The sequence below is a fragment of the Bartonella sp. TT121SHDZB genome, from assembly GCF_042193415.1.
Classification (GTDB): Bacteria; Pseudomonadota; Alphaproteobacteria; order Rhizobiales; family Rhizobiaceae; genus Bartonella.
Genome location: NZ_JBHILR010000004.1, coordinates 51,544 through 75,242, shown reverse-complemented (window position 1 = coordinate 75,242; position 23,699 = coordinate 51,544). Strand labels below are relative to the sequence as shown.

The 23,699-nt window shown below is 38.9% G+C and carries 19 protein-coding genes and 1 other RNA gene; 10 read left to right on the top strand and 10 right to left on the bottom strand.

Going from position 1 to position 23,699, the window contains the following annotated elements:
- Positions 1 to 147 precede the first annotated feature (147 nt).
- From ACFIKI_RS03705 to ligA, 3 genes are all read left to right on the top strand, one after another.
- Positions 148 to 1,041 (top strand): outer membrane protein assembly factor BamD, encoded by an 894-nt coding sequence (locus ACFIKI_RS03705; RefSeq protein ID WP_375665730.1) that lies wholly within the window; start codon positions 148 to 150, stop codon positions 1,039 to 1,041.
- A gap of 6 nt (positions 1,042 to 1,047) precedes the next feature.
- Positions 1,048 to 2,709, top strand: a complete 1,662-nt coding sequence (recN, locus tag ACFIKI_RS03700; RefSeq protein WP_375665729.1) for a DNA repair protein RecN — start codon at positions 1,048 to 1,050, stop codon at positions 2,707 to 2,709.
- Between the two features lie 113 nt (positions 2,710 to 2,822).
- Positions 2,823 to 4,982 (top strand): NAD-dependent DNA ligase LigA, encoded by a 2,160-nt coding sequence (gene ligA / locus ACFIKI_RS03695; RefSeq protein WP_375665728.1) that lies wholly within the window; start codon positions 2,823 to 2,825, stop codon positions 4,980 to 4,982.
- 593 nt (positions 4,983 to 5,575) lie between these two features.
- Here the strand turns inward: ligA and ACFIKI_RS03690 are convergent.
- From ACFIKI_RS03690 to ACFIKI_RS03680, 3 genes are read right to left on the bottom strand one after another with little or no spacing between them, the layout of a single operon-like run.
- Complete coding sequence (locus tag ACFIKI_RS03690; RefSeq protein WP_375665727.1) at positions 5,576 to 7,402, bottom strand: aminopeptidase P family protein; 1,827 nt, start codon at positions 7,400 to 7,402, stop codon at positions 5,576 to 5,578.
- Positions 7,403 to 7,419: 17 nt separating this feature from the next.
- Positions 7,420 to 8,289, bottom strand: a complete 870-nt coding sequence (locus ACFIKI_RS03685) for a 50S ribosomal protein L11 methyltransferase (protein ID WP_375665726.1) — start codon at positions 8,287 to 8,289, stop codon at positions 7,420 to 7,422.
- Positions 8,290 to 8,315: 26 nt separating this feature from the next.
- Positions 8,316 to 8,897, bottom strand: a complete 582-nt coding sequence (locus tag ACFIKI_RS03680; RefSeq protein WP_375665725.1) for an SCO family protein — start codon at positions 8,895 to 8,897, stop codon at positions 8,316 to 8,318.
- Between the two features lie 140 nt (positions 8,898 to 9,037).
- On the opposite strand from ACFIKI_RS03680, the gene ACFIKI_RS03675 reads away from it, so the two are divergent.
- Positions 9,038 to 9,667, top strand: a complete 630-nt coding sequence (locus tag ACFIKI_RS03675) for a DapH/DapD/GlmU-related protein (RefSeq protein ID WP_375646178.1) — start codon at positions 9,038 to 9,040, stop codon at positions 9,665 to 9,667.
- A gap of 56 nt (positions 9,668 to 9,723) precedes the next feature.
- Here ACFIKI_RS03675 and ACFIKI_RS03670 read toward each other — a convergent pair whose 3' ends face one another.
- The 5 genes from ACFIKI_RS03670 to ssrA form a co-directional block, all read right to left on the bottom strand.
- Positions 9,724 to 12,063 carry an ATP-dependent helicase gene (locus ACFIKI_RS03670; protein WP_375665723.1) on the bottom strand — a complete coding sequence of 780 codons (2,340 nt, stop codon included), beginning with the start codon at positions 12,061 to 12,063 and terminating at the stop codon, positions 9,724 to 9,726.
- Positions 12,064 to 12,184: 121 nt separating this feature from the next.
- Positions 12,185 to 12,436 (bottom strand): ribbon-helix-helix domain-containing protein, encoded by a 252-nt coding sequence (locus tag ACFIKI_RS03665; RefSeq protein ID WP_273790764.1) that lies wholly within the window; start codon positions 12,434 to 12,436, stop codon positions 12,185 to 12,187.
- A gap of 10 nt (positions 12,437 to 12,446) precedes the next feature.
- Positions 12,447 to 12,629, bottom strand: coding sequence for a DUF4169 family protein (locus ACFIKI_RS03660; protein ID WP_375623348.1), 183 nt, complete (start codon positions 12,627 to 12,629; stop codon positions 12,447 to 12,449).
- A gap of 8 nt (positions 12,630 to 12,637) precedes the next feature.
- Positions 12,638 to 13,183 carry an SspB family protein gene (locus tag ACFIKI_RS03655; RefSeq protein ID WP_375623346.1) on the bottom strand — a complete coding sequence of 182 codons (546 nt, stop codon included), beginning with the start codon at positions 13,181 to 13,183 and terminating at the stop codon, positions 12,638 to 12,640.
- A 181-nt stretch (positions 13,184 to 13,364) separates the two neighbouring features.
- Positions 13,365 to 13,721, bottom strand: a transfer-messenger RNA (tmRNA) gene (ssrA, locus tag ACFIKI_RS03650).
- 98 nt (positions 13,722 to 13,819) lie between these two features.
- Here ssrA and ACFIKI_RS03645 point away from each other — a divergent pair.
- Positions 13,820 to 14,125 carry a DUF2853 family protein gene (locus ACFIKI_RS03645; RefSeq protein WP_375665722.1) on the top strand — a complete coding sequence of 102 codons (306 nt, stop codon included), beginning with the start codon at positions 13,820 to 13,822 and terminating at the stop codon, positions 14,123 to 14,125.
- Positions 14,126 to 14,194: 69 nt separating this feature from the next.
- On the opposite strand, the gene ACFIKI_RS03640 is transcribed toward ACFIKI_RS03645, so the two are convergent.
- Together ACFIKI_RS03640 and ACFIKI_RS03635 are read right to left on the bottom strand one after the other, a co-directional pair.
- Positions 14,195 to 15,505, bottom strand: a complete 1,311-nt coding sequence (locus ACFIKI_RS03640; RefSeq protein ID WP_375665721.1) for an MFS family transporter — start codon at positions 15,503 to 15,505, stop codon at positions 14,195 to 14,197.
- Between the two features lie 958 nt (positions 15,506 to 16,463).
- Positions 16,464 to 17,771 (bottom strand): MFS family transporter, encoded by a 1,308-nt coding sequence (locus ACFIKI_RS03635; protein WP_375665720.1) that lies wholly within the window; start codon positions 17,769 to 17,771, stop codon positions 16,464 to 16,466.
- Between the two features lie 213 nt (positions 17,772 to 17,984).
- Here ACFIKI_RS03635 and ACFIKI_RS03630 point away from each other — a divergent pair, with 213 nt between their 5' ends.
- From ACFIKI_RS03630 to ACFIKI_RS03610, 5 genes are all read left to right on the top strand, one after another.
- Complete coding sequence (locus ACFIKI_RS03630; protein WP_375665719.1) at positions 17,985 to 18,779, top strand: thymidylate synthase; 795 nt, start codon at positions 17,985 to 17,987, stop codon at positions 18,777 to 18,779.
- Positions 18,776 to 19,285, top strand: coding sequence for a dihydrofolate reductase (locus ACFIKI_RS03625; protein WP_375665718.1), 510 nt, complete (start codon positions 18,776 to 18,778; stop codon positions 19,283 to 19,285). Before ACFIKI_RS03630 ends, ACFIKI_RS03625 begins: the two co-directional genes overlap by 4 nt.
- A gap of 119 nt (positions 19,286 to 19,404) precedes the next feature.
- Positions 19,405 to 20,538: an FtsH protease activity modulator HflK gene (gene hflK / locus ACFIKI_RS03620; protein WP_375665716.1), complete on the top strand. Its 1,134-nt coding sequence runs from the start codon at positions 19,405 to 19,407 to the stop codon at positions 20,536 to 20,538.
- Positions 20,539 to 20,540: 2 nt separating this feature from the next.
- The gene (gene hflC, locus ACFIKI_RS03615; protein ID WP_375665715.1) at positions 20,541 to 21,479 is read left to right on the top strand and encodes a protease modulator HflC; all 939 of its coding nucleotides are present in this window, start codon (positions 20,541 to 20,543) and stop codon (positions 21,477 to 21,479) included.
- A 151-nt stretch (positions 21,480 to 21,630) separates the two neighbouring features.
- The gene (locus ACFIKI_RS03610) at positions 21,631 to 23,157 is read left to right on the top strand and encodes a Do family serine endopeptidase (protein WP_375665713.1); all 1,527 of its coding nucleotides are present in this window, start codon (positions 21,631 to 21,633) and stop codon (positions 23,155 to 23,157) included.
- Positions 23,158 to 23,699 lie beyond the last annotated feature (542 nt).

The window sequence follows — 23,699 nt, the reverse complement described above, 5'->3', positions numbered from 1 at the left end:
AAGATTTTTTTATCGTTTATTTGATTTTTAAGGGGATGATTGACCTAAACTGCTAAATTGGTTATGTGGATTTTAAAGTGATATGCTATAAAAACTTTAATAAATTGTTTTTGCTACAAGGTGATATTCTCTGGAGGCCGGAAAATTATGGAAAAATTTCATGTGTGCATTGGAAATATGACATATAGAAAATCTAACATTGTACGCAAGATATTGGGGGTGGTCCTTTTAGGAAGCACCTGTATGTTAGCGGGATGTCTCTTTAAAGAGAAAAATACTCTTGATCCATCTGCTTATGTTTTGAAAATAGATCCACCAGATGTTCTCTATAATCAGGCGCTTGCTAGCCTTGAAAGTGGGCGGCTTGGGGATGCATCGAAGAAGTTTTTGAAAATTGAAAAACAGTACGCTTATACAGACTGGGGGCGTAAATCTCTTGTGATGGGTGCTTTTACTAATTATCGACTCGGAAAGTATGATGATTCAATTAGTATGGCTCAACGCTATATTACGCTTTATCCAGGGTCAACTGACTCGGCTTATGCGTACTATATTATTGGTCTTTCTTCTTTCCGTCGGATTCCCGATGTTACGCGTGATCAACGTGATACGAAACGTGCTATTGCTGCTATGCAGCTTCTTATAGAGCGCTATCCAAATTCTGAATATGTCAAGGATGCTAAGGATAAAATCCGTTTTGGGCGCGAACAGCTGGCTGGTAAAGAAATGCAGATCGGCCGTTATTATGAAGAGGGACGGCGCTATCTTGCGGCAAGTAGACGGTTTCGTATCGTGGTTGAAGAGTATTCCGATACAAATCAAATTGAAGAAGCACTTTTCCGCTTAACGGAAGTTAATTTAGCTCTTGGCTTAACGGCGGAAGCGCAAACAGCAGCAGCTATTTTAGGACGTAATTATCCCAAAAGTGAGTGGTATAAATTTTCTTATAATCTCTTGCAGAAGAATAAAATATCACCACATGAGCATAAATCTTCTTGGATCTCAAATGCTTTAGGTGGTGACAAGAAGAGGGTACGTTGATTCTCTATGTTGGTACAGCTTTCGATTCATAATATTGTTTTGATCGAAACGCTCGATATTCATTTTACAGCGGGGTTGACGGTTTTAACTGGAGAAACGGGTGCGGGGAAGTCTATTCTCCTTGATGCTTTATCACTTGCTTTAGGGGGGCGGGGTGATGCTTCGCTTGTGCGTCATGGTGCTGACCGCGGGCAAGTTACGGCTGTTTTTGATGTGTCTGTTTCACATCCTGCACGTCAACTTATTCGTGAGAATGGTCTTGATGACGAGGGTGATATTATTTTACGGCGGGTACAATCAAGTGATGGACGTAGCCGTGTCTTTATCAATGATCAGGTGTCTAGTGTTGCATTGATGCGAAGTGTTGGCCGTTTGCTGGTTGAAATCCATGGACAACATGATGATCGTGCACTGGTTGATGTTGCTACACATCGCCAATTATTAGATGCCTTTGGTGGACTTGAGAATGAAGTGGAAAATTTACGCCAGTGTTATCATACATGGCGTGAATGTGAGGAGCGTTTGCAACAGCAGCGTCTTAAAGTAGAGAGCGCTGTACGTGAGGTTGATTATCTTCGTGCGTGTGTAGAAGAGCTTGAAAAGCTTGATTTTCAAGTTGGTGAAGAAGATGCTCTTTCTCTTCGCCGTGCCGATATGCTTAAATTAGAAAAAATAGCAACGGATATAAAAGAAGCGGATGATCTTTTAACGGGTCAAAAATCACCAATCCCAGTGCTTTCCAATTTGGTGAGGCGTTTGGAGCGGAAAATTCCTGAGGCGCAAGAACTTATTGCACCAGTGGTGAAATCTATTGATGAGGCATTGCATGCACTTGCAACAGCACAAGAAGGTATTGAGACGGCAATACGAGCATTGGACTTTGAACCTGATGAATTGGAACGGATAGAAGAACGTCTTTTTGCTCTTCGGGGGTTTGCTCGTAAATATCAAGTTTCTGCGGATGAATTGGTTCAGTTACGCGATAAAATGGATGCTGAACTGGCTGATTTTGAAGAGGCTCAGACCATATTGACACGTTTTGAAGATGAGGCAAGACAAGCACAAAAAAACTATGATATGTTAGCACAAGCGTTGTCAATAAAACGTCAAGAGGTTGCAAAGCACTTGTCTGAAAGTGTGATGGCTGAGTTGCCGGCATTGAAATTAGAGAGGGCTGAATTTATTGTTGAAATGCAAAGTGATATGGAAAAGCGGAGTGCAGAGGGATGTGATCGTATTGAATATTGGGTGCGGACAAATCCTGGAACACGTGCTGGGCCGATGCTTAGTGTGGCTTCTGGCGGTGAATTATCCCGTTTTTTGCTGGCATTAAAAGTTGTTTTATCTGATCGAGGATCAGCACCGACGCTGATTTTTGATGAAATTGATACAGGCGTTGGGGGGGCTGTTGCAGCGGCTATTGGGCAACGGTTGCAACGCTTATCAGAACATGTCCAAGTTTTTGCTATTACGCATGCTCCACAGGTTGCATCGAAAGCGCATGGTCATTTTCTTATTTCAAAAATTGAGAGTCATGATAAAGGACGCTTTGTTACTGCGATTCATAAAATGGAAGAGCATGAACGTGCAGAAGAAATTGCTCGTATGTTGGCAGGAGAACAGATTACTGAAGAAGCACGTGCAGCGGCTCAAAAGCTTCTCGCATAAAGGTAATTAGCCAGCGATAAAAATACTGGAAAGCTTGTGTTTATTGAGATTCATTTGATGAGGATGCGTGTGGAAGTCCTTATGGCAGTAACTCGTAATTTGGAATAGATTTTATGAACAAAGATGCAGTTAAAAATCTCACAGCTGTTGAAGCAGAAAGTGAATTAGAGTGGTTGGCAAAAGAAATTGCACGTCATGATGTGCTTTATAATCGTGATGATCAGCCTGAAATTTCTGATGCAGAATACGATGCTTTACGTCGTCGTAATGCAGAAATTGAAGCTCTTTTTCCAGAGCTTATACGTATTGATTCTCCTTCACATAAAATTGGGGCACCAATTTCTGAAAAGTTTGAAAAATCTGTTCATGCACAGCCTATGCTTTCACTTGATAATGCGTTTAGCTCTGAAGATGTTAGTGAATTTGTTGAGCGTATTCGTCGTTTTTTACGGCTTCCAGAAACACAAGTGTTGGAAATAACAGCGGAGCCAAAAATTGATGGTTTATCTTTGTCTTTGCGCTACGAAAAGGGGCAACTTGTGCGTGCGGCAACGCGTGGGGATGGAACTGTCGGTGAAAATGTGACGGCAAATGCCCGAACAATTGCTGATATTCCACAAGTTTTGCAAGGTGATTTTCCTGATATCATTGAGGTTCGCGGTGAGGTTTATATGGGGCGGGAAGATTTCCAAGCTCTTAATATAAGCCAACAAGAGAAGGGAAAGTTAACCTTCGCCAACCCTCGAAATGCGGCGGCTGGTTCTCTCCGTCAGCTTGATTCACGGATAACCGCTAGCAGAAAGCTTCAATTTTTTGCTTATGCTTGTGGTGAGGTGAGTGAAATATTGGCAGAAAGTCAAATGGAGATGATGAAAAAGCTAAAAGAGTATGGCTTTGTTATCAATCCATTAACAAAAGTCTTTAAGACTGTAGAAGACATTATTTGCTATTATCACGATATCGAAGAATGCCGTCATTCTTTAAGCTATGATATTGATGGTATTGTTTATAAGGTTAATGATTTGATGCTCCAAAAGCGTTTGGGGTTTGTTGCTCGTTCGCCGCGTTGGGCAATAGCGCATAAATTTCCAGCAGAAAAAGCAATGGCGCTTTTGGAAGATATTGACATTCAGGTCGGTCGTACGGGAGCTTTGACGCCTGTTGCACGCCTTACACCTGTTACTGTTGGTGGGGTGGTGGTGACCAATGCCAGTTTGCATAATGAGGATTATATTAAGGGAATTGGTCATAAAGGAGAGCCCATTCGTGAAGGGCGTGATATCCGTGTAGGCGATACCGTGATTGTACAACGTGCTGGTGATGTGATCCCTCAAGTTATTGATGTTATCATTGAAAAACGCCCGAAAGATGCTGCTGTTTTTATTTTTCCTCATTTGTGTCCAGCTTGTGGGAGTCATGCTGTTCGTGAAGTGGGAGAAGCCGTGCGTCGCTGTACAGGGGGGCTTATTTGTCCTGCACAAGCAATTGAACGTATTCGTCATTTTGTTTCACGCAATGCTTTTGATATTGAAGGCTTGGGTAAAAAACAGGTAGAGTTTTTTTTCTATGCTCAAGATGAAGCGCTTTGTATTCATACACCAGCCGATATTTTTACTTTACAACGGCGCCAAGAAAAGTCTTTGATACGTTTGGAAAATATGGAAGGTTTTGGTACTGTTTCAGTGCGGAAATTGTATGATGCCATTAATGCGCGCCGAGAAATTCCTTTGAGCCGTTTTTTGTTTGCATTAGGAATTCGCCATGTGGGAGAGGTCAATGCACGTCGTCTTGCCCGTGCTTATCAAAATTATACAGCTTTTGAAACTGTGGCTATGGAAGCACTTATGCCGTGTGAGCAGGAAAATAAAGAAGGAAATGAGGCTTGGATGGAGCTTACCAATATTGAAGGAATTGGACCACAGGTAGGGAGTGCAATTGTTGATTTTTATCAAGAAGCACATAACCGCGAGGTTTTGTCTGTTTTGCTTGAAGAAGTAACACCTCTTGATGAGGCAACTATCATGACAGATTCTTCACCAATAGCGGAGAAGATCATTGTTTTTACAGGAACTTTGGCGCATATGTCACGCGATGAAGCAAAAGCATTGGCAGAGCGATTAGGGGCTAAAACATCTGGTTCACTTTCTAAAAAAACAGATCTTCTTGTTGCAGGACTTGGAGCGGGCTCAAAATTAGCTAAAGCTGAAGAATTAGGTGTTGAGGTTATCGATGAAGAGGCTTGGCTACAGCTGATTGAGGGGCATAATGTTTAGAGGATGTTTTCTAGAAGATGCATATGCTGTTTGTGTGGTTATCTTTCTTACATTTGGGGGAGATGGAATCAAAAAGGAGATAAAGGGGCTATTTTTTGCAAACATAGAACGCCATATACTTTGATATTTATTACGTTATTTAAAATAATTAACGTTGAACTTAAATATTAAACTTAAACTATTATGATGAAGAATATACAAGGTTATTATTAGTAAAATTTATAAATTATCATTGTGAAGCAAGGTAAAAATTGTAAATAAATATGCAGAATTTTTGAATCCAAACAGCGTAATAAGCTGGTTATAATAGGTGTTTTAGAAATACGATGCGAAGGATTACAAAATATAACGAGAGTTTCCATATAAAGAAACTAGGGATATGGTAGTGTCTAGATGGTAATACCCAAAATAAGCATTACCACGTGCAGGCGTATCTCACTCTGCTTCACCTAGGTCAGTGTTTGCCATATCAGAAAAAACGTGAAGTATCTTGTAGAAATATTTTTTGTATTTCCTGACGCAAGTACATATTTTTCTCTAAAAAAAGACGGTGCTGTTTTTGTAGAAAGGGTAAAAGTTATAGGTTGCTTGATTTAAAGGGGCATTGTTGCCTCTTTTGCCCATTTTTTATCTTCTTCGTTCAAGTAAGGTACATTAACCTGATAAACATGTGCATGGTAATCATTAAGCCATTGTCGTTCTTCTTGTGTCAAAAGCTCTGGAAGGATTAACCGTCGATCAATGGGGCAATGTGTGAGTGTTTCGAACGAGAGCATTTCTATATCTCCACCATCAATTTTTTGTGCTGCCTGCACAATCATCAAATTTTCAAGACGGATACCAAAAGCGCCTTCGCGGTAATAGCCTGGTTCGTTTGAAAGAATCATACCGGGGATGAGTTCTTGGCACCCTTTGCGGGAAATATTTTGCGGTCCTTCATGGACAGAAAGATAAGATCCAACACCATGACCCGTGCCATGGGCATAATCAAAACCAGCTTTCCATAATGCAATGCGTGCAAGAGCATCAATGTCTTGTCCACGTGTGCCTTTTGGAAATCTGATAGTTGAAAGCGCAATCATGCCTTTGAGGACAAGCGTAAAACAGCGTTTTTCTTCTTCTCCAATATTGCCGATTGCTACGGTGCGTGTGACATCAGTCGTGCCATCACGATATTGTCCACCTGAATCAACAAGATAAAGTTCACCGGCTTTGAGTTGTTTATTTGTTTGCGTTGTTACACGATAATGAATAATGGCACCATTTGCTCCTGTTGCTGAGATTGTATCAAAAGAAAGATCTTTAAGTTTTTCTCCCATTTCTTTTGCTGTATTTATGCGAAATTCTTCTAATTTTTGAGCAGCAGAAATTTCATTTATTGACCCTGGTATTTGTTTATCTAACCAAGAAAAAAAACGGGTTAGGGCAACACCATCGCGTAGATGCGCTTTGCGTGCGCCATTGAGTTCTGTGTCATTCTTAATAGCACGTGGTAGAGCAGCAGGGTCGGTAAGCGTGATGAAAGAGCTGTTTTCTTCTTTAATGATAGTGCGTAATTTTTCGCATGTTAGTTGTGGATCTAAGGCAAACACTGTCCCTTTTTGAATATACTCTTTGATCTTGGGAACAAGCTGTTCTGGTTCATATAATTTTGCATAACGTTCCAGATATTGTTTCTGTTCTACACCAAGTTTTTTGCTGTTAATGAATAAGACTGGTGTTTCATTAAGTGGAATGAGAGCAAAACAAAGGGAAAAAGGTGTATTGGAAACATCATTGCCCCGTATATTAAATGTCCATGCAATGGAAGAGGGGTCTGTAAAAATAAAGGCATCTGCATTGGCTTTTTGTATATATCTGCAAATCAATGCCAACTTTTCATCTGAACTGCATCCTGCATATTTGAGAGGATGAACTGATAGGGCAGATTGCGGTAATTTTGGTTGATCATGCCAGAGCAAATCAATGGGATTATGTTGAACTTCTACAAGTGTCCCGCCGGCTTTATTTTCTAATGCGTTTTTCAATATATCGATAGCAGTAATGGTGTGAAGCCATGGGTCAAAGCCAATAGAAAGTTTTTTTCCATTTGTTTCAAGCCATTGTGAAGGAGGGAAGATTATTAGATCTTCATAATCAAAAATATGAGGATCAGTTTGTTGGCGGACTTGAAGTTTATAGCGTCCATCTGTGAATATAATGGCTTTGTTTTTTAAAATGAGGGCAATCCCAGCTGAACCAGTAAAGCCGGTTAGCCAGCTAAGACGTTGAGCATGAGGGGGGACATATTCTCCTTGATGTTCATCGCACCGTGGAACAAGAAAACCATCGAGCCCAAGGCGATCAAGTTCTTTACGAAGGGAGGCAATGCGTTTTGCAGCATGCGTGGGATTTGTTGTCGCCTCAAAAGATTGATACATAACAACGTCCTTTTCATTTATTTTAGATGTATCGTTACCCATCCTTGCCGGTGGTATGTTTCGATATGCTTCAGTCCTTGTTTTATATAAATATCTAAAACATGGGCGTGTTGCTCTTCAAGAATTCCAGAGAGTATAAGTGATCCTCCTTTTTTAAGAGCTTTTACCATTTCTTGCGCAAGTTCAATGAGAGGATTGGCAAGAATATTGGCAACAATGAGATCAAAAGGGGCTCGTGTTGCAATGTGTTCATGCATAAAACCTGTTGCAGTAACCGCTGTAATATACTCTTTTACGCCATTAAGCTCGATATTATGTTGTGCAACTTGAATAGCAATAGGATCAATATCGGAGGCGAGAATAGTAATGGGCTTGAGCATTGCTATGCCAATGGCTAAGACTCCACTGCCAGTTCCAAGATCAAGGGCATTTTGTGGATTTTCGTGTTTCATTACTTTGGCAATCATTTCCAAACAACCGGCTGTTGTTCCATGATGCCCAGTTCCAAAGGCTTGATTCGCTTCAATTTCAATAGGGAGAACATTTGCTGGAATGGTGTTTCGGTGGTGACTTCCATGAAGGAAAAAAGGACCTGCATGTATAGGTTTTAGTCCCTCTAGGCTTTTTTGTACCCAATCAATATTGGGTAAAACTTCTATATTAATTTTATCAAAATCTATAGAGAGAATGCTTGCAAAACGTTTCAATGCGTGCTCTTGATTGTCTTGATCAACATATAGAGAAAGTTCATATATAGCATTTTTTTCGTCTATCTCTACAAGAGCAAGAGGATAACCTTCTTCGTCAAAGGCTGTTTCTATAAGGGTATAGAACCGTTCTGCTTCATTTTTAGAAGCAGTATAATAGAGGCGAATTTGTTGCGACATGCTGTTCTTTCTTTTGATCGGTTTTTTTAGTTTAAGATGAGTTTTTTTAACCGTTCAATGGCGATTTCATCTTTTAATTCGCTATCGCTTTCTTTCGTATCATAACGGATAACACCTGCTAACTTTCCGCCTTTTTTGAGTAAAAAAATTGCTGCCGTATGGTTATAAGTATAGTTTCCATCTTCCCCAGGGACTTTTTCAGCAACAATGTTGAAAGAATTGACCATTTTATGAACTTTATCAGGAGCTCCGCTAATGCCAATGATTTTATTGTTAAAATTACTGAGATAATTATGGAGTATTTCTGGTGTATCGCGTTCGGGGTCAACAGTCACAAACCATATTCCTAACTTATCCGCTTGTGGTCCAAGGGCTGTAAGCCATCGATCAAGATTCATCAGTGTGGTAGGGCAGCTTTCAGGGCACATTGTAAAACCGAAGAAAATTATTGAAGGCTTATTTCGAATATCAGCTTCGGTAATCGTTTTTCCATTTGAATCAGTGAGCGTAAAGTTATCACCTAAAGGCTTATTTATAAATGCATCATAAATAAAAACCCCCGTAAGAAATATAACTGTTAGCCCTAAAATGCGGAGTACATTTTTCATATGTTTGTCTCTTTTAAAAGTGTCAGAAAATTCTAGCATTGGCTGGTTTGTTTTGCAATGTTTGTTTCACGGTTGATTTTATTGGTTTGGTTGGTATGTCTTTCCATATCTATTGATGAAACAATTGATGGAAGGCAATAATGAATATTGAAAACGATCTTCGATTTCATGAAAGTAAACCTCGTATCCATACGACAGCACGGCTGCATGGTTGTAAATTAGGGCGCTATGTGGAAATTAATGAGCGGGTAGTTTTGCGTGATGTAATAGTTGGAGATTTTTCTTATTTAGAACGTAACAGTGAGGCTATTTACAGCGATATTGGTCGTTTTTGTTCTATTGCATCTCATGTACGGATGAATGCGTTGGAGCATCCCATGGAGCGTGTTTCAACGCATAAAATAACCTATCGTCCAAACGAATATTTTCGTTATATGGCATTAGACAGTGGTTTTCGTGAAAGGCGTTGTGCAAAACGTGTTATTATTGGGCATGATGTGTGGATTGGACATGGTGCGGTTATTATGCCTGGAGTGACAATTGGTCATGGCGCTATCATTGGCGCGAACGCTGTTATAACGAAAGATGTTATGCCTTATACGATTGTCGTTGGGGTGCCTGCTAAGCGATTGCGGATGCGGTTTCCCAATCATGTGATAGAATGCCTTTTAGATATGGCTTGGTGGGATTGGCCACTTGATAAAATTCACGACGCATTGCCTGATATGCAAAATTTGCCCATTGAAGCCTTTGTTCGCAAATGGAAATGATAGTCAGAATAAAACAAAATGATCTCTTGGAAAAACGGATCATGGTTTGCTTGTAATTAAGCTTTGTTTACAAAATTATCTAGTACACGCTTTTCTCCGGCTTTTTCGAACATTATTGTCAATTTATGATCGTCTATTGCTGTAATATAACCATAACCAAATTTTATGTGAAAAATCCGATCATTGACAGAAAAATCTGATGGTGTATGAGAGATTGATTGCGTGATAACTTTTCCTTCAATATTCTTGTTTTTTTGTGCACGCTTTTGTCTTGGTGTTGCATAGTCATTATAAAAAGAATCGTGATATTGAAAGGAAGATTTTCCATAACCACCATAAGATGTTTCCATTTCTACAACTTCTATATGCTCTGCTGGTAATTCATCTAGAAAACGAGAGGGGAGAGCAGGTTGCCAAAATCCATGAATTCTTCGATTAGATACAAACCAGATATGCAAATATTTTTTTGCTCTTGTTAGACCTACGTAAGCAAGGCGCCGTTCTTCTTCTAATCCTGAACGTCCACCTTCATCTAATGAGCGCTGGTGGGGAAAGAGTCCTTCTTCCCAACCTGGAAGAAAAACTGTTTCAAATTCAAGCCCTTTGGCTGAATGAAGTGTCATGATGTTGACTGCATCCATATTTTCATTATTTTCCGTTTCCATAACGAGTGCAACATGTTCCAAAAAACTTTGAAGATTTTCAAATTGTTCCATGGAACGAATCATTTCTTTAAGATTTTCTAGTCGTGTAGGAGCCTCTGGTGAGCGATCTTCTAACCACATGGTTGTATAACCAGAATCATCAAGGATGATTTCGGCAAGTTCTCTATGAGGAGTGTCTTGAAGCATATTTTGCCAGCGGCGGAAGTTTTCAATAAGGCTTCGTAACGCACTGCGTGCCTTAGGCTTTAATTCATCTGTTTCAATGATGTCAGCGGCAGCAGAAAAAAGAGGAACAGCACGTGCACGTGCACTCTCATAAAGAATGCGCAGGGTTGCATCTCCTATGCCGCGTTTGGGTGTATTAATAACACGCTCAAAAGCTAAATCATCAGTGGGTTGGACAACAACGCGTAAATAAGCCATGGCATCACGTATTTCCATTCGCTCATAAAAACGAGGACCACCAATGACGCGATAATTAAGGCCAAGTGTTACAAAGCGATCTTCAAATTCACGCATTTGAAATGATGCGCGTACCAATATAGCCATATGATTTAATGCATGACCGGTTTGTTGTGCGCGTTCTATTTCTTCTCCGATTTCTCGTGCTTCTTCTGCCGAATCCCATGCTGAATGAATTTTTACCTTTTCTTCCTCACTCTTTATTTGAGCAGAAAAAAGGACTTTTCCCAGTCTTTCTTCATTATGCGCAATGAGATGGGAGGCGGTTTTGAGAATATGGGATGTTGAGCGGTAATTGCGTTCTAGACGAATAATTTTAGCAGAAGGAAAATCTTTTTCAAAACGTAATATGTTTTCGACTTTTGCACCACGCCATCCATAAATGGATTGATCATCATCGCCAACACAACAAAGATTAACATGTTGACCTTGAGGATGTTGGGCCAAAAGGCGAAGCCAAAGATATTGTGCTGTATTTGTATCTTGATATTCATCGACAAGAATATAACGAAATTGAGAATGATATTCGCGAAGAATATCTGGATTATGTTGGAAAATAGAGATAGAATGAAGTAGAAGGTCACCAAAATCACAAGCATTAAGATCTTTTAATCGATTTTGATAACTGTGATAAAGTTCGCGCCCCATGCCGTTACCAAAGGAATGAGCATCACTTTTTGAGATATGTTTTGGTGAAAGTCCTTGATTTTTCCAGGAATCAATCATCATGGCAAGGTTTCGTGCGGGCCAACGCTTATCGTCTAATCCTTCAGCTTGAATAAGCTGTTTTAAAAGTCGAAGAACATCGTCGCTATCAAGAATTGTAAAGTTTCTTTTTAAATCAACAAGCTCTGCGTGACGGCGTAAAATTTTAGCTCCAGTGGAATGAAAGGTTCCAAGCCAAGGCATACCTTCAACAACTTCTCCAATAAGTTCACCAATCCGTATTTTCATTTCACGGGCTGCTTTGTTGGTGAAAGTGACAGCAAGTATTTGCTGAGGAGAGGCAAGTCCAGAGCGTAAAATGTGAGAAATACGGGTTGTTAAAACGCGCGTTTTTCCTGTACCAGCACCTGCAAGAACTAAAAGAGGTCCCTCAGTATTCATAACAGCTTGTTGCTGTTCTGGATTGAGTTGTTCTAAATAGTCTGTGTTATATGACTTTTGTTCTTTTAGAGTATGGGAGAAAAAACCAGCGCTCTTTTTATCATGGTCTGGAGGGGAATCTTCTTCAAAGAAAGGTATGTTGTGATCAGAAAAATTACTCATTATCTCTCTTTTGTAGTCTTTTTTTCATTGAAGTTCTAGATTAAAAAAACTTCTCTTAAAAAGTCACAACAGTTTCAGTTGAACAGACAGAAAGAGAACGTAAAAAAAATAAGCACAAACATTAAAGGCGTTGGGTGAGAACGCTTTGAAGGGCATAAACGCGTAACGAGGCCGAGAGATTTACTTGTTGTGGTCTTTTGCTATCAATATCAGTGATAATAAAGGCTAAAGATTGTCCTTTTTGGCGGGCTATATCTTTTAGAATATCTAAAAATGGTGGTTCTAAAGAGACGCTTGTTGCGTGCCCATCAACGCGAACGGATATTTTTCGTGGAATAACTTTTGACCAATCGATAGAATTATTTTCGTGCATTTTTCTACCTTTATTCGTCATTTCGTAAACGATTTTGATCAAGAAATTTTTGCGTTTTTAAAGATTTTTGTTGCTCAAAAAGTTTTTCAGTTTTTGTTCGACCAAAACGATAACGATTTTGCTCAGCGCAAAGAGCTTTTTCTGTACGCTTTTTTTGTTTTCGAAATTGGCGAAGGTTAATTAATTCAGGCATGAGAAAGTTTATTTTTTCCGAAAAGAATCTAAAGAGACAACATCAGCACTTTGTTTTGTGTCATTATTTGAAGGTTCTTTATTGGTACTGAGATTTTGTTCTTTTGTGAGCGTATTTTCTTTTTTTTGTTTGTTTGAGAGAGTAATGGGTGCAGATAAGGTGTTTTCTGAATTTTCACTTTCTCCAGAGGTCAGACTTGAGGGTAGATCAAATGCTGCTTCAAATGCTGCTACAGGATCATAAAAGACCTGAACGGAAGTAAAAGGAATTACCAGTTTTTCCGTTATTTCCCTGAAAGAGAGGGTTACTTCGAAGGCTGTTTCTGAAACACTGAGATCTCTAAACTGATGTTGCAAGACGATTGTCATTTGTTCAGGATAGCGATTTTTTAGCCGAGGAGAAATTTTAACGCCTGGGGCATTTGTCAAAAAAGTTATAAAAAAATGATGATTTCCCGGAAGACCTGCTTTGGCAACTTCCGATAAAACTTTACGGATAACTCCACGAAGCGCATCCTGAACGAGAATATCGTAACGGATTTGATCTTTAACCATCGAAGTTTATTCCTTTTATTTCACGTAGCAGAATGGATTGTATTGATATTGTGTAATAGAATGTATTTTAAAACTAGCAATATTTTGTCTACGATGTACCTCAATGAATCGAAAAAACACGAAAATCTATGGTAAATAATGTCTGATAATGTCTGAAAGATCAATCAATAACATTTAAAAAAGTGAAGGCTTCTGTTGCCAGGTGCCTTCGAACCCCGCTTAAACCTGCGACGGTTTAAGACTCAATTTGAAACATTCACACCACCTTAAGCGGCGAGACGTGCTTCCGCATAGTTGTCATTTGCAACTACTCATTTAGCCCGATAACGGTGGTACAATGCCGAGTAAAAGAGCGATCTTTACACCCTTGTCGATCCTATTTCGCCCCCACCAAAATATAACTTTGGTTTTTTATATTTTGGTGGAGGCGCCGGGTACCGCCCCCGGGTCCAATAGGTTTATTTCACCGTCCATTTATTACCATAGCTGGTAAACCAGCCCTCTAAATATAGATGAAGAACAGTCTTAGGAAAAGGGGGGGGTTGTTAATATTTTTAATCCTCTAATTATTTATGGAGCTATATGAGGCGGCTATAAAGTATAGACCGCTCATTTTTGGAGAGGAGATGATGCAAAATGACAAATAATCTAGCAGATATTAAACTATATGATTCAGGCCCCGATGAAGCAGCAGTAGAACGACTTAGCCATCGTTTAGCTTTGGTGATGAAAAAGCAGGATGCAGCGCTTGTTGCTACATCGGATCCAAAAGAGTTAGAACGTGTTGAAAAATGGGTTCAAGATGTTTTAGAAGCTGATGAGAAGAGTGCTAAAATGGCTGTTTCAAAAGTGGCTGAGATGATGTCTGGAGAGCGTAGAAAAAGTCGACTGACTTTTTATTATCTAGTTGCTAAGCACCTTAATGCACTTCATAAAATTTAAACAATATTAAATTTGTGATAATGATAAAAAAGCCCAATTTCTTGGGCTTTTTTTATCCAGAAAATAAGTTTAATGAAGTCTATCGTCTTTATCGAGATATCCTTCTTTATCTATATCGGGCATAAGAAGAATAGAGATGAGTGCAATGACCATCATACCAACGATGTAAAAAAAGAAAACAGATTCGTATCCCATATTTTTTAATCCAAGCGCTACATATTCAGCAGAACCGCCAAAGAGTGCATTGCCAATGGCAAAAGCAAATCCAACACCAATTGCCCGGATTGAAGCAGGGAATAATTCTGCTTTTATGATACCAGCAATGGACGTATAAAAACTCATAACACAGAGTATTCCAATAATAATTAAGAGTGCTGTCCATGGATTATGGGCATTACCGATCATTTTAAGTACAGGAATGGTGCAGATAATGGATAATGCCCCCCAACTAATGAGTGAAGCTCTTGCTCCAATTTTATCGGCTAGGGAACCAAAAAGGGGTTGGAGTAGCACAAAAATAAAGAGGGCGGCAGTCATTATCGTTGTTGCGGTTTGTTTATCAAAGCCAGTGGTTGTGATCAGATATTTTTGCATATAAGTGGTGTATGTATAAAATGTGAGTGATCCGCCAGCTGTAAAGCCAACAACCAAAAAGAACGCTTTTTTATGATTACGAAAAAGTTCTTTAAGACTACCAGCGTGTTGTTCAGAGCGGCTTTTGAGGGTTGTTGTTTCATGAAGCAAGCTACGCAGATAAATTGCAACGATTGCTCCAAAGCCACCAATGACAAAGGGAATACGCCATCCCCATGCTTTTAACTGATCCTCGTTAAGGTAAAGGGCTAAAATAAATATTATAAAACTTGCCAGAAGTTGACCTGAGATCGTTGTTGCATATTGAAAAGAAGCAAAGAGACCACGACGATTTTTGGGCGCAACTTCACTCATATACGTTGCTGCTGTACCATATTCACCGCCAACGGAAAGCCCTTGAAACATACGGACTAAAAGGAGAAGAAATGCTGCTGTTATTCCTAGGGTTTTGTAAGTGGGAAGTATGGCAATGAGAAAAGAGCCCCCACACATCATAAAAACAGAAATAAGCATTGAGCGTTTACGTCCATAACGATCAGCAATAAACCCAAAGAGCCATGCTCCAATTGGACGCATAAGAAAGCCAATAAAAAAGATTCCTGCAGTTTTTAACAGTTGTGTAACGATATCCTCATCTTCAGGAAAGAATTGCGAAGCGAAATAAACCGATGCAAAGGAGTAAGCATAAAAGTCGTACCATTCTACCAGATTACCGGATGCACTGGATATAATAGCAAAAATACGTTTCCTTGTATCATGTGGATCTAAAGTTGTTTGATTATTCATGAATTGTTCCCCTTTTAGATTTATAACTTTTCTTCTTTTTAAAGTTGTTTACGATGTGCATTATAAAAACGCTATTGTATCATGATAATTTTTTAGGGAAACATAAAGTTTTTTCTAGAGCTATCAGTGTTGTTGTGGGCTCATGGTGTTATTATATTGCGTAAATCGTATGCTTTGGGTTACCCTTAAGGCAATATTGTTTTTTGTTTGATTGTGAATTATTTGCATATGCAGAGTATTTATGAAGATATGATACTCTTTAGTTTATATGCTTGATGTTGTTTCGTAAAATGATGTTATTGACTATTGCATGCGAGGTTGGTGTATTAGTTAAAATACTTTTTAGGAATGATCTTAAGTGTTAAGGGGGAGTACAATATTAAGAGTTCGTCAATAGTATAATAATAGCGGCTTGCACTTTTATTAAGTGTAAAGAGAGTAATGCCCATGTTTATATTTTACGGGGTTTTTACGTTATGTAATTCATGGATGCCGTTGTGAAATGGAGTTGGGTGCATTGAGAAATGTTTCTCAAAAAAATGTGTGAATTCATAATATAATGGTATTTTCTATTTTTCATGAAAGGATTTGTTTTGCATGAGGGGGTACCATTAAGAACGTATTAAACAAAATCATGAGTGTAATCTTTATTATTGATAAAATTATCTTGAAAGATAATCACTTTTCTTCGACGTTGAGTGGGAATGGGAATATTAAAATAAATCAAACGTTTTTTATCTTCAGTGAATTAAATTCAGCAAAAGAAGTATTTATTACATAATAATATGAAGCCATTTATTTTTATAAGCGGCGTGTGCAGGAGGGAACATTGCTTCTTTAAAGTGTTTGAAAGGATAAAAAACTGTGAGCTTTAAACTTCTATCGGAAAGAATATAAAAAGCCCAGAATACTGGGCTTTACTTTTTTTGTTGAAACCCTTGTTTGTTAACATTAAAGGTTAATGAATATCGTCTCCTTGTAAATACCCTTTTTTGCGAGCATCTGGCATTAAGAGAACAGCAATGAATGCAATAATCATCATACTGGTTATATAAAAATAGAAGACAGATTCATATCCAAGATCTTTTAATCCAAGCGCGACATATTCAGCAGAACCGCCAAACAGTGCGTTGGCAATAGCATAAGAGAGCCCAACTCCTATCGCTCGTACTGAAGCGGGAAACATTTCTGATTTTACAATGCCAGAGATAGATGTATAAAAGCTCATAATGCAGAGCATTCCAGTAATGACTGATAAAGCAATCCATGTACTATCAGTATTACCAATCATATTAAGTCCAGGAATGGTAAAGATAATAGATAAGACACTCCAAATAAGGAGAGAAGTTCTTGTTCCAATTTTATCTGCAAGAGCACCAAAGAGGGGCTGGAGTAACATGAAAACAAAGAGCGCAGCTGTCATGATTGTTGTGGCTGTATGTTTATCAAAGCCAGTGGTTGTGATCAGATATTTCTGCATGTAAGTCGTATAGGTGTAGAATGTGAGCGATCCTCCAGCTGTAAAGCCAATAACCAGAAAGAAAGCTTTTCGGTGGTTGCTCAGAAGTCCCCTAATACTACCAGCTTGTGCACTAGAACGACTTTCTTTGGTCGTTGTCTCATGGAGTGTGCGGCGTAGATAAATCGCAACAATTGCGCCGCATCCACCAATGGCAAATGGAATACGCCAGCCCCACGCTTTTAGCTGATCTTCGGTGAGATAAAGCGCTAAAATGAATATAACGAGACTGGCTAGAAGTTGACCTCCAATCAGTGTGGTATATTGGAAAGAGCTAAAAAATCCGCGGCGATTTTTGAGGGCGATTTCGCTCATATAAGTTGCTGTTGTACCATATTCACCACCGACAGAAAGCCCCTGAAGCATTCTGAGTAAAAGTAAAAGAATTCCTGCTGCCACTCCAATGGTTTCATAGGTAGGAAGTAGGGCGATTAAGAACGAACCACCACACATCATAAAAACAGAGATAAGCATTGAGCGTTTGCGTCCATAACGATCGGCAATGAAGCCAAAAAGCCATCCGCCGATTGGGCGCATAAGAAAACCAATAGCAAAAACACCCGCCGCTTTTAAAAGTTGCGTAACGACATTGCCATCTGAGGGAAAGAATTGTGATGCAAAATAAATAGATGTAAAGGAATAAACATAAAAGTCATACCATTCTACTAGATTACCTGATGCACTGGACACGATAGCCCAGATACGTTTTCTTGTATCATGTGGTTTTAAAGCTTCTTGTTTTTCCATAGTCGATCCCTTTATTTCATGTTTATCCATCTTTGTTCATTTATGTCATTTTTTTAGAAGCTGTCTATAGTATTTTATCTTTTGCATCAAAAATTTAGTCAGATCATGATAATTTCTTGTGTAAGATGTTTTTGGAAAAAGATTTGAATTATCTTTGTACGGATTTTACAGTTTTTATTTTCTATAATGAGAAGAATCGGACATAATAGCTCTATGAAATCATATCTCGCTCTTTTATCTCATGTTTTAAATCAGGGTATTGATCGGACAGATCGAACGGGTGTTGGAACGCGATCTATCTTTGGGTATCAGATGCGCTTTGATTTACAAGCAGGATTTCCATTGTTGACAACAAAGAAACTACACTTACGTTCAATTGTTTATGAGCTTTTGTGGTTTCTTAAAGGCGATACAAATATCGCTTGGTTGAAAGAGCATGGTGTGTCGATTTGGGACGAATGGGCTGATGAAAAGGGAAATCTTGGTCCTGTTTATGGTTATCAGTGGCGTTCTTGGCCTGCTCCTGATGGACACCATATTGATCAAATTAACAATCTTTTAACGATGATTAAGGAAACGCCAGATTCTCGTCGCTTGATTGTATCAGCTTGGAATCCTGCATTAATAGAGGAAATGGCTTTGCCTCCGTGTCATTGTTTTTTTCAATTTTACATTGCGGAGGGGAAATTATCTTGTCAACTTTATCAGCGTTCGGCGGATATTTTCTTAGGTGTTCCATTCAATATTGCATCCTACGCATTGCTAACAATGATGATTGCGCAAGTAAGCGGTCTTAAAGTAGGCGATTTTATTCATACTCTGGGAGATGCTCATCTTTATTCTAATCATTTTGAACAGGCAAAATATCAATTGTCTCGTATACCAAATGCTTTGCCATGTATGCGCATAAATCCAGCGGTAACAGATCTTTTTTCTTTTCAATTTGAGGATTTTGAATTGCTTAATTATAAAGCACACCCCCATATTAAAGCGCCGGTAGCAATATGACGATTTCCATTTGTTTCATTGCTGCTGTTGCAGAAAATGGTGTTATCGGTCGTGAAGGTGCTATGCCTTGGCATTTATCGACGGATTTACAACGCTTTAAAGCTTTGACGGTGGGTAAACCCATTATTATGGGGCGAAGAACTTGGGATTCTATCGGAAGGCCTTTACCAGGACGTACAAATATCGTCATTACGCGTGATTGTACCTTTTGTGCTGAAGGGGCTGTTGTTGCTCACTCTTTATCGCAAGCTTGTTCTCTTGCAACAAATGTTGCTTCTCAAAATAATATAGAGGAAATTTTTATTATTGGTGGTGGTGAAATTTTTCAACAAGGGTTGCATATGGCTGATAAAATATTCCTTACAGAAATTTTAGCTTCTATAGAAGGTGATAGTTTTTTTCCTGTTTTTGATAAAGAAAAGTGGACTATTGTGCAAACACAAGATATTCCCAAAGGGGATAAAGATAGTCATCCGACACGTTTTGTTGTTTATGAGCGGAAATAATTTTTTGTAATATAAAGCGGAAGGGGTTATCAGTTGTATTGTAATGAGGTAAGAGGCACCCTATAAGATCAAGCAAATGGTTGGTATTCGAGTAGTGGTAATCAGTTAAAGAGGTGATAATGCCCTGGACAAATCAAAATGGTGGTGGCCCATGGAGTGGCGATAAAACCAAAAACAGTGGTGACAAAAAAACACCCGCTAAGAATCTTTTTGGTTCTGGGGGCGGAAATGGTCCCAATCTTAATGATATTTTGCGCAAAGGACAGGATCAGTTTAAACAATTTAGTAGAGGAGGAACTTTTGTTTTGTTCCTTCTGTTTGCTGTGTGTTTTTTGCTCTATCAGTCACTTTATATTGTCCAACAAAATGAGCAAGCAGTGGAATTGCGTTTTGGCATCCCTAAAGAAGGCATCATTGGTGATGGATTGCATTTTCATTTTTGGCCAATTGAGACCTATATGAAAGTGCCTTTAACGGAAAAAACAATCGCGATTGGTGGAAAGCCTGGTCAGGTGCAACAAAGTGATGGCTTAATGCTTTCGAGTGATCAGAATATCGTGAATGTTAATTTTTCCGTTTACTATCGGATTTCATATCCTAGTCAATTTTTATTCAATGTGAATGATCAAGAAGGAACAGTTCGCCAAGTTGCTGAGAGTGCAATGCGTGAGGTCATTGGTTCGCGGCCGGTTGATGATGTTTTACGTGACAAGAAAGAAGAAGTTGCTAATGACGTTAGAAAGATTATCCAGTTGACTGTAGATAAATATCAACTTGGTGTTGAAATAAGCCGTGTGTCTATCAGTGAAGCTGCTCCTCCGACAAAGGTTGCTGCTGCGTTTAATTCTGTTCAGCAGGCGGAGCAGGAACGTGGAAGAATGATTGAAGAGGGGAATCGTGTACGTTTTACGAAAATTGGTTTAGCAAATGGTGAAGCTTCACGCACACGGGAAATCGCAAAAGGTGAAAAGGCACAAATGGTTGAAGAGGCAACAGGGCGTGCTGAACGGTTTCAGGCGATAGCTCGTGAGGCTGCGATTTCACCGGAAGCTGCGCGCTACCGTCTCTATATGGAGACGATGGGGCGGATTCTTTCTTCACCCAATAAGCTGGTTCTGGATCAGGCAAATTCTCCAGCCGTGCCTTATTTACCTTTGAACGAATTGTTGCGTAGCAAGTCGTCGGAAAAAGTAAAGGCAACATCAGCGCGTCCTGCGTTACTCTTAGATTCTCGTATTTCTGGAGGAGATTAATTATGCAGCAATCTCGCTTTTTGTTTGTTTTTAGTGTTATAGTGTTCGTTTTGATGATTTTGTGGATGTCTGTTTTTATCGTCTATCCTCGTCAGCAAGTAGCAATTAAGCGTTTTGGACAAATTGTTCAGGTGGAATCTAATCCTGGAATCTATTTCAAGGCGCCCTTTATCGATAAGATGATCATTGTTGATAATCGGTTATTGCGTTACGATGTTCCTACACAATCTGTACAGGTTCGTGGTGGTGCGTATTATGAGGTGGATGCGTTCTTTATTTACCGTATTACAGATCCTAAGTTGTTTTTACAGCGCATTGCTTCTGGGCGTCCGCAGATTGCTGCCCGTGAAAATCTTGCACCGCGGTTTATTGACGCTTTGCGTGCTGTTTATGGTAAGCGAGAATTTAAAGCAGCTTTATCGGATGAACGAGGCGCGATGATGGCTGAAGTACAGAAACAGTTTTCTGTAGATGCAGGTTCGTTGGGTATTACTATTGTTGATGTGCGTATTCGTAAAACCGATTTGACTGATGCTGTTTCAGAAGATGTTTATCGGCAAATGGCAGCTGAACGTGAAGCTGCTGCGGAAAATATCCGGGCTCGTGGTCAACAAGAACGAGATCGTATTGTAGCAGAAGCTAATCGTGAATATGAAGAAATTGTAGCAGCGGCAAAGCGTGATGCTGAAATTACCCGTGGTGAAGGTCAAGCTGAAAGTATTCGTCTTTTATTGAATGCAAGGGAAGCTAATCCGTCCTTTTATGATTTTTGGTTGGCGATGGAACAATACAAGAATTTAGAGAAAACACCGATGGTGATTTCTCCAAATGAGGATTTCTTTTTCTATTTTCGTAATCCGCCGCAGGCAAATAAAGCATTCTTACCGACAATGAATACTGGCATTAGTAAAACTGATCCAAAATCGGGAGAGAATAGATAAAATAATGGATTGCAGATACGAGATTTTGCATGAAAAGAATGATCTGTGACCATTTTCTTTTATGGTAAAAGTGGTAGAGAGTATCGAGCCGTGCTGGTTTTATGTAGATAAATTTAGTGGGGCTCTTTGCATCTTTGATTAAAGGCATGTCATGGATAGAAGTGTCGTGAGTAAAAGTACGTTTTTGAAGTCTTGTATCACAAGAGTTATTTTTTGTGTGATTTTGTTTCTATCAGGATCAGTGCGTTTATCTTGGGGCGAAGAAACAAGCAAGGCATTGCTTTCTATTCCTGATTTAGCTTCTGAGCTTTTGGAGACGGTTGTGAATATTTCTACGGCACAGACTGTTGAGGGAACAGAACAGGATGAAAATACTTCAGTACCCGTTATTCCAAAAGATTCATTGCTGGAGGAATATTTTAGTGATTTTTTTACACCCAAAGATGGTCAAAAAGATAGTCAATTTCAAAAGGTGCGTTCTTTAGGGTCTGGTTTTGTGATTGATGCGCAAAAAGGGATTATTGTTACAAATTATCATGTTATTGTAGATGCTGATGATATTGAAGTTAATTTTACGGATGGTACAAAACTAAAGGCAAAGCTTCTTGGAAAGGATAGCAAAACTGATTTGGCTTTGCTTCAAGTCGATGCAGGAAGTAAAAAATTAAAAGCTGTGCGTTTTGGTGACTCAGAAAAAGCACGTATTGGTGATTGGGTTATGGCTATTGGTAACCCTTATGGTTTTGGTGGAAGTGTGACTGTTGGTATTATTTCTGCCCGTAACCGTGATCTTAATGCTGGTCCCTATGATAATTTTATTCAAACAGATGCAGCAATTAATCGAGGTAATTCTGGTGGGCCGTTGTTTGATAGAAATGGTGAAGTCATTGGCATTAATACAGCAATTGTTTCACCTTCTGGAGGATCTATCGGTATTGGGTTTGCTATTCCATCGGATATGGCTCTTTCTGTTATTAATCAATTGCGTGATTTTGGAGAAATAAGACGCGGTTGGTTGGCTATTCGTATTCAGCCCGTAACAGAGGATATTGCAAAAAGTTTAAAATTGGACAATGCTGTAGGGGCATTGGTGGCTGGTAAAATAGAACAGACGGAAGAAAGTAATGTAGATAATAGCCAGTTGCAAACTGGAGATGTCATTCTTTCTTTTGGAAATTCCAAAATTAAGCATGCACGCGATTTGCCACGTTTAGTTGCAGAGAGTTCAGAAGGAAAAGTGGTGGATGTTACTGTTTTACGGAATGGGCAAGAAAAAACAGTAAAAGTTAAGCTTGGACGTTTGATTGAAACAGATGCAAATGAAGATACAGAAGAAGACGTTGATGATAAAAAAAACAATGATCTGTCGAAAAGCGTGACAATGCAATTTATGGGCATGACATTATCTGAACTGACAGAGGATTTGCGTCATCGTTATTCAATTTCAGATAAACTGCGAGGACTAGTAGTGACATCTGTTACACAAAATAGTGCAGCGGATAAAAAGCGTATTCGCGTTGGTGAAGTGATTGTTGATATCAATCAGAGTTCTGTCACAACAATTGATGAGGCTAAAAAACGTATTCATAAATTACGTGAAGCTGGACGCAAAAATGCTCTATTCATTGTAGCGCATCCAGATGGAGAGTTACGGTTCGTAACGATCCTAATGGATTGATATTTGAAAAATTCATTTTTTGTTTTTATCAGCTTTAGTATATGGTTTTTTTGCAAGTTAGGCATGTAATCTCTCATATTGATTACGTTCATTTTACGGCAGAGAGCATGGGGTGTGTAATATAAAATCCATTGGAAACCATTATATCTTTATACTGAATATAAAGTACAAATTGGTGCCTTCATAGTATTTTCCAGTTTTCAATATTGTAACAGCCTAGACTTTGAAAATGCTGCATAAGAGATATTGCTACGCCTTTCTTAAGTCTATTTTTATCTTTGCTTGTGATGCGCAAGTAAATGGTATTGCTATGATGTTTTATGGGAAAAGAAAAAATGAGGAAATCATATGATATTGGGGATGCTCTTTCAAATTGCAAAATGCTGTTATAAATAGTGTTTTATTCAATGGGACTTTCAGCGCTTTGTGATTATATTTTGTGTGCTATAATTAACGTTTTTTCACTTCAATTTGAAAAAGTTATCTTGGAGAAAAATTATATTATATTCAATCAAATTATATATATTTATACCTTTCTTAAT

Coding starts and splice junctions, on each gene's coding strand:
- ACFIKI_RS03670 (WP_375665723.1), bottom strand. CDS start 12,063: ATGAGTAATTTTTCTGATCACAACATACCTTTCTTTGAAGAAGATTCC.
- ACFIKI_RS03665 (WP_273790764.1), bottom strand. CDS start 12,436: ATGCACGAAAATAATTCTATCGATTGGTCAAAAGTTATTCCACGAAAA.
- ACFIKI_RS03625 (WP_375665718.1), top strand. CDS start 18,776: ATGACGATTTCCATTTGTTTCATTGCTGCTGTTGCAGAAAATGGTGTT.
- ACFIKI_RS03705 (WP_375665730.1), top strand. CDS start 148: ATGGAAAAATTTCATGTGTGCATTGGAAATATGACATATAGAAAATCT.
- ACFIKI_RS03640 (WP_375665721.1), bottom strand. CDS start 15,505: ATGAATAATCAAACAACTTTAGATCCACATGATACAAGGAAACGTATT.
- ACFIKI_RS03675 (WP_375646178.1), top strand. CDS start 9,038: ATGAATATTGAAAACGATCTTCGATTTCATGAAAGTAAACCTCGTATC.
- hflC (WP_375665715.1), top strand. CDS start 20,541: ATGCAGCAATCTCGCTTTTTGTTTGTTTTTAGTGTTATAGTGTTCGTT.
- ACFIKI_RS03685 (WP_375665726.1), bottom strand. CDS start 8,289: ATGTCGCAACAAATTCGCCTCTATTATACTGCTTCTAAAAATGAAGCA.
- ACFIKI_RS03655 (WP_375623346.1), bottom strand. CDS start 13,183: ATGGTTAAAGATCAAATCCGTTACGATATTCTCGTTCAGGATGCGCTT.
- recN (WP_375665729.1), top strand. CDS start 1,048: ATGTTGGTACAGCTTTCGATTCATAATATTGTTTTGATCGAAACGCTC.
- ACFIKI_RS03630 (WP_375665719.1), top strand. CDS start 17,985: ATGAAATCATATCTCGCTCTTTTATCTCATGTTTTAAATCAGGGTATT.
- ACFIKI_RS03690 (WP_375665727.1), bottom strand. CDS start 7,402: ATGTATCAATCTTTTGAGGCGACAACAAATCCCACGCATGCTGCAAAA.
- ACFIKI_RS03645 (WP_375665722.1), top strand. CDS start 13,820: ATGACAAATAATCTAGCAGATATTAAACTATATGATTCAGGCCCCGAT.
- ACFIKI_RS03610 (WP_375665713.1), top strand. CDS start 21,631: ATGGATAGAAGTGTCGTGAGTAAAAGTACGTTTTTGAAGTCTTGTATC.
- ACFIKI_RS03660 (WP_375623348.1), bottom strand. CDS start 12,629: ATGCCTGAATTAATTAACCTTCGCCAATTTCGAAAACAAAAAAAGCGT.
- ACFIKI_RS03680 (WP_375665725.1), bottom strand. CDS start 8,897: ATGAAAAATGTACTCCGCATTTTAGGGCTAACAGTTATATTTCTTACG.
- hflK (WP_375665716.1), top strand. CDS start 19,405: ATGCCCTGGACAAATCAAAATGGTGGTGGCCCATGGAGTGGCGATAAA.
- ACFIKI_RS03635 (WP_375665720.1), bottom strand. CDS start 17,771: ATGGAAAAACAAGAAGCTTTAAAACCACATGATACAAGAAAACGTATC.
- ligA (WP_375665728.1), top strand. CDS start 2,823: ATGAACAAAGATGCAGTTAAAAATCTCACAGCTGTTGAAGCAGAAAGT.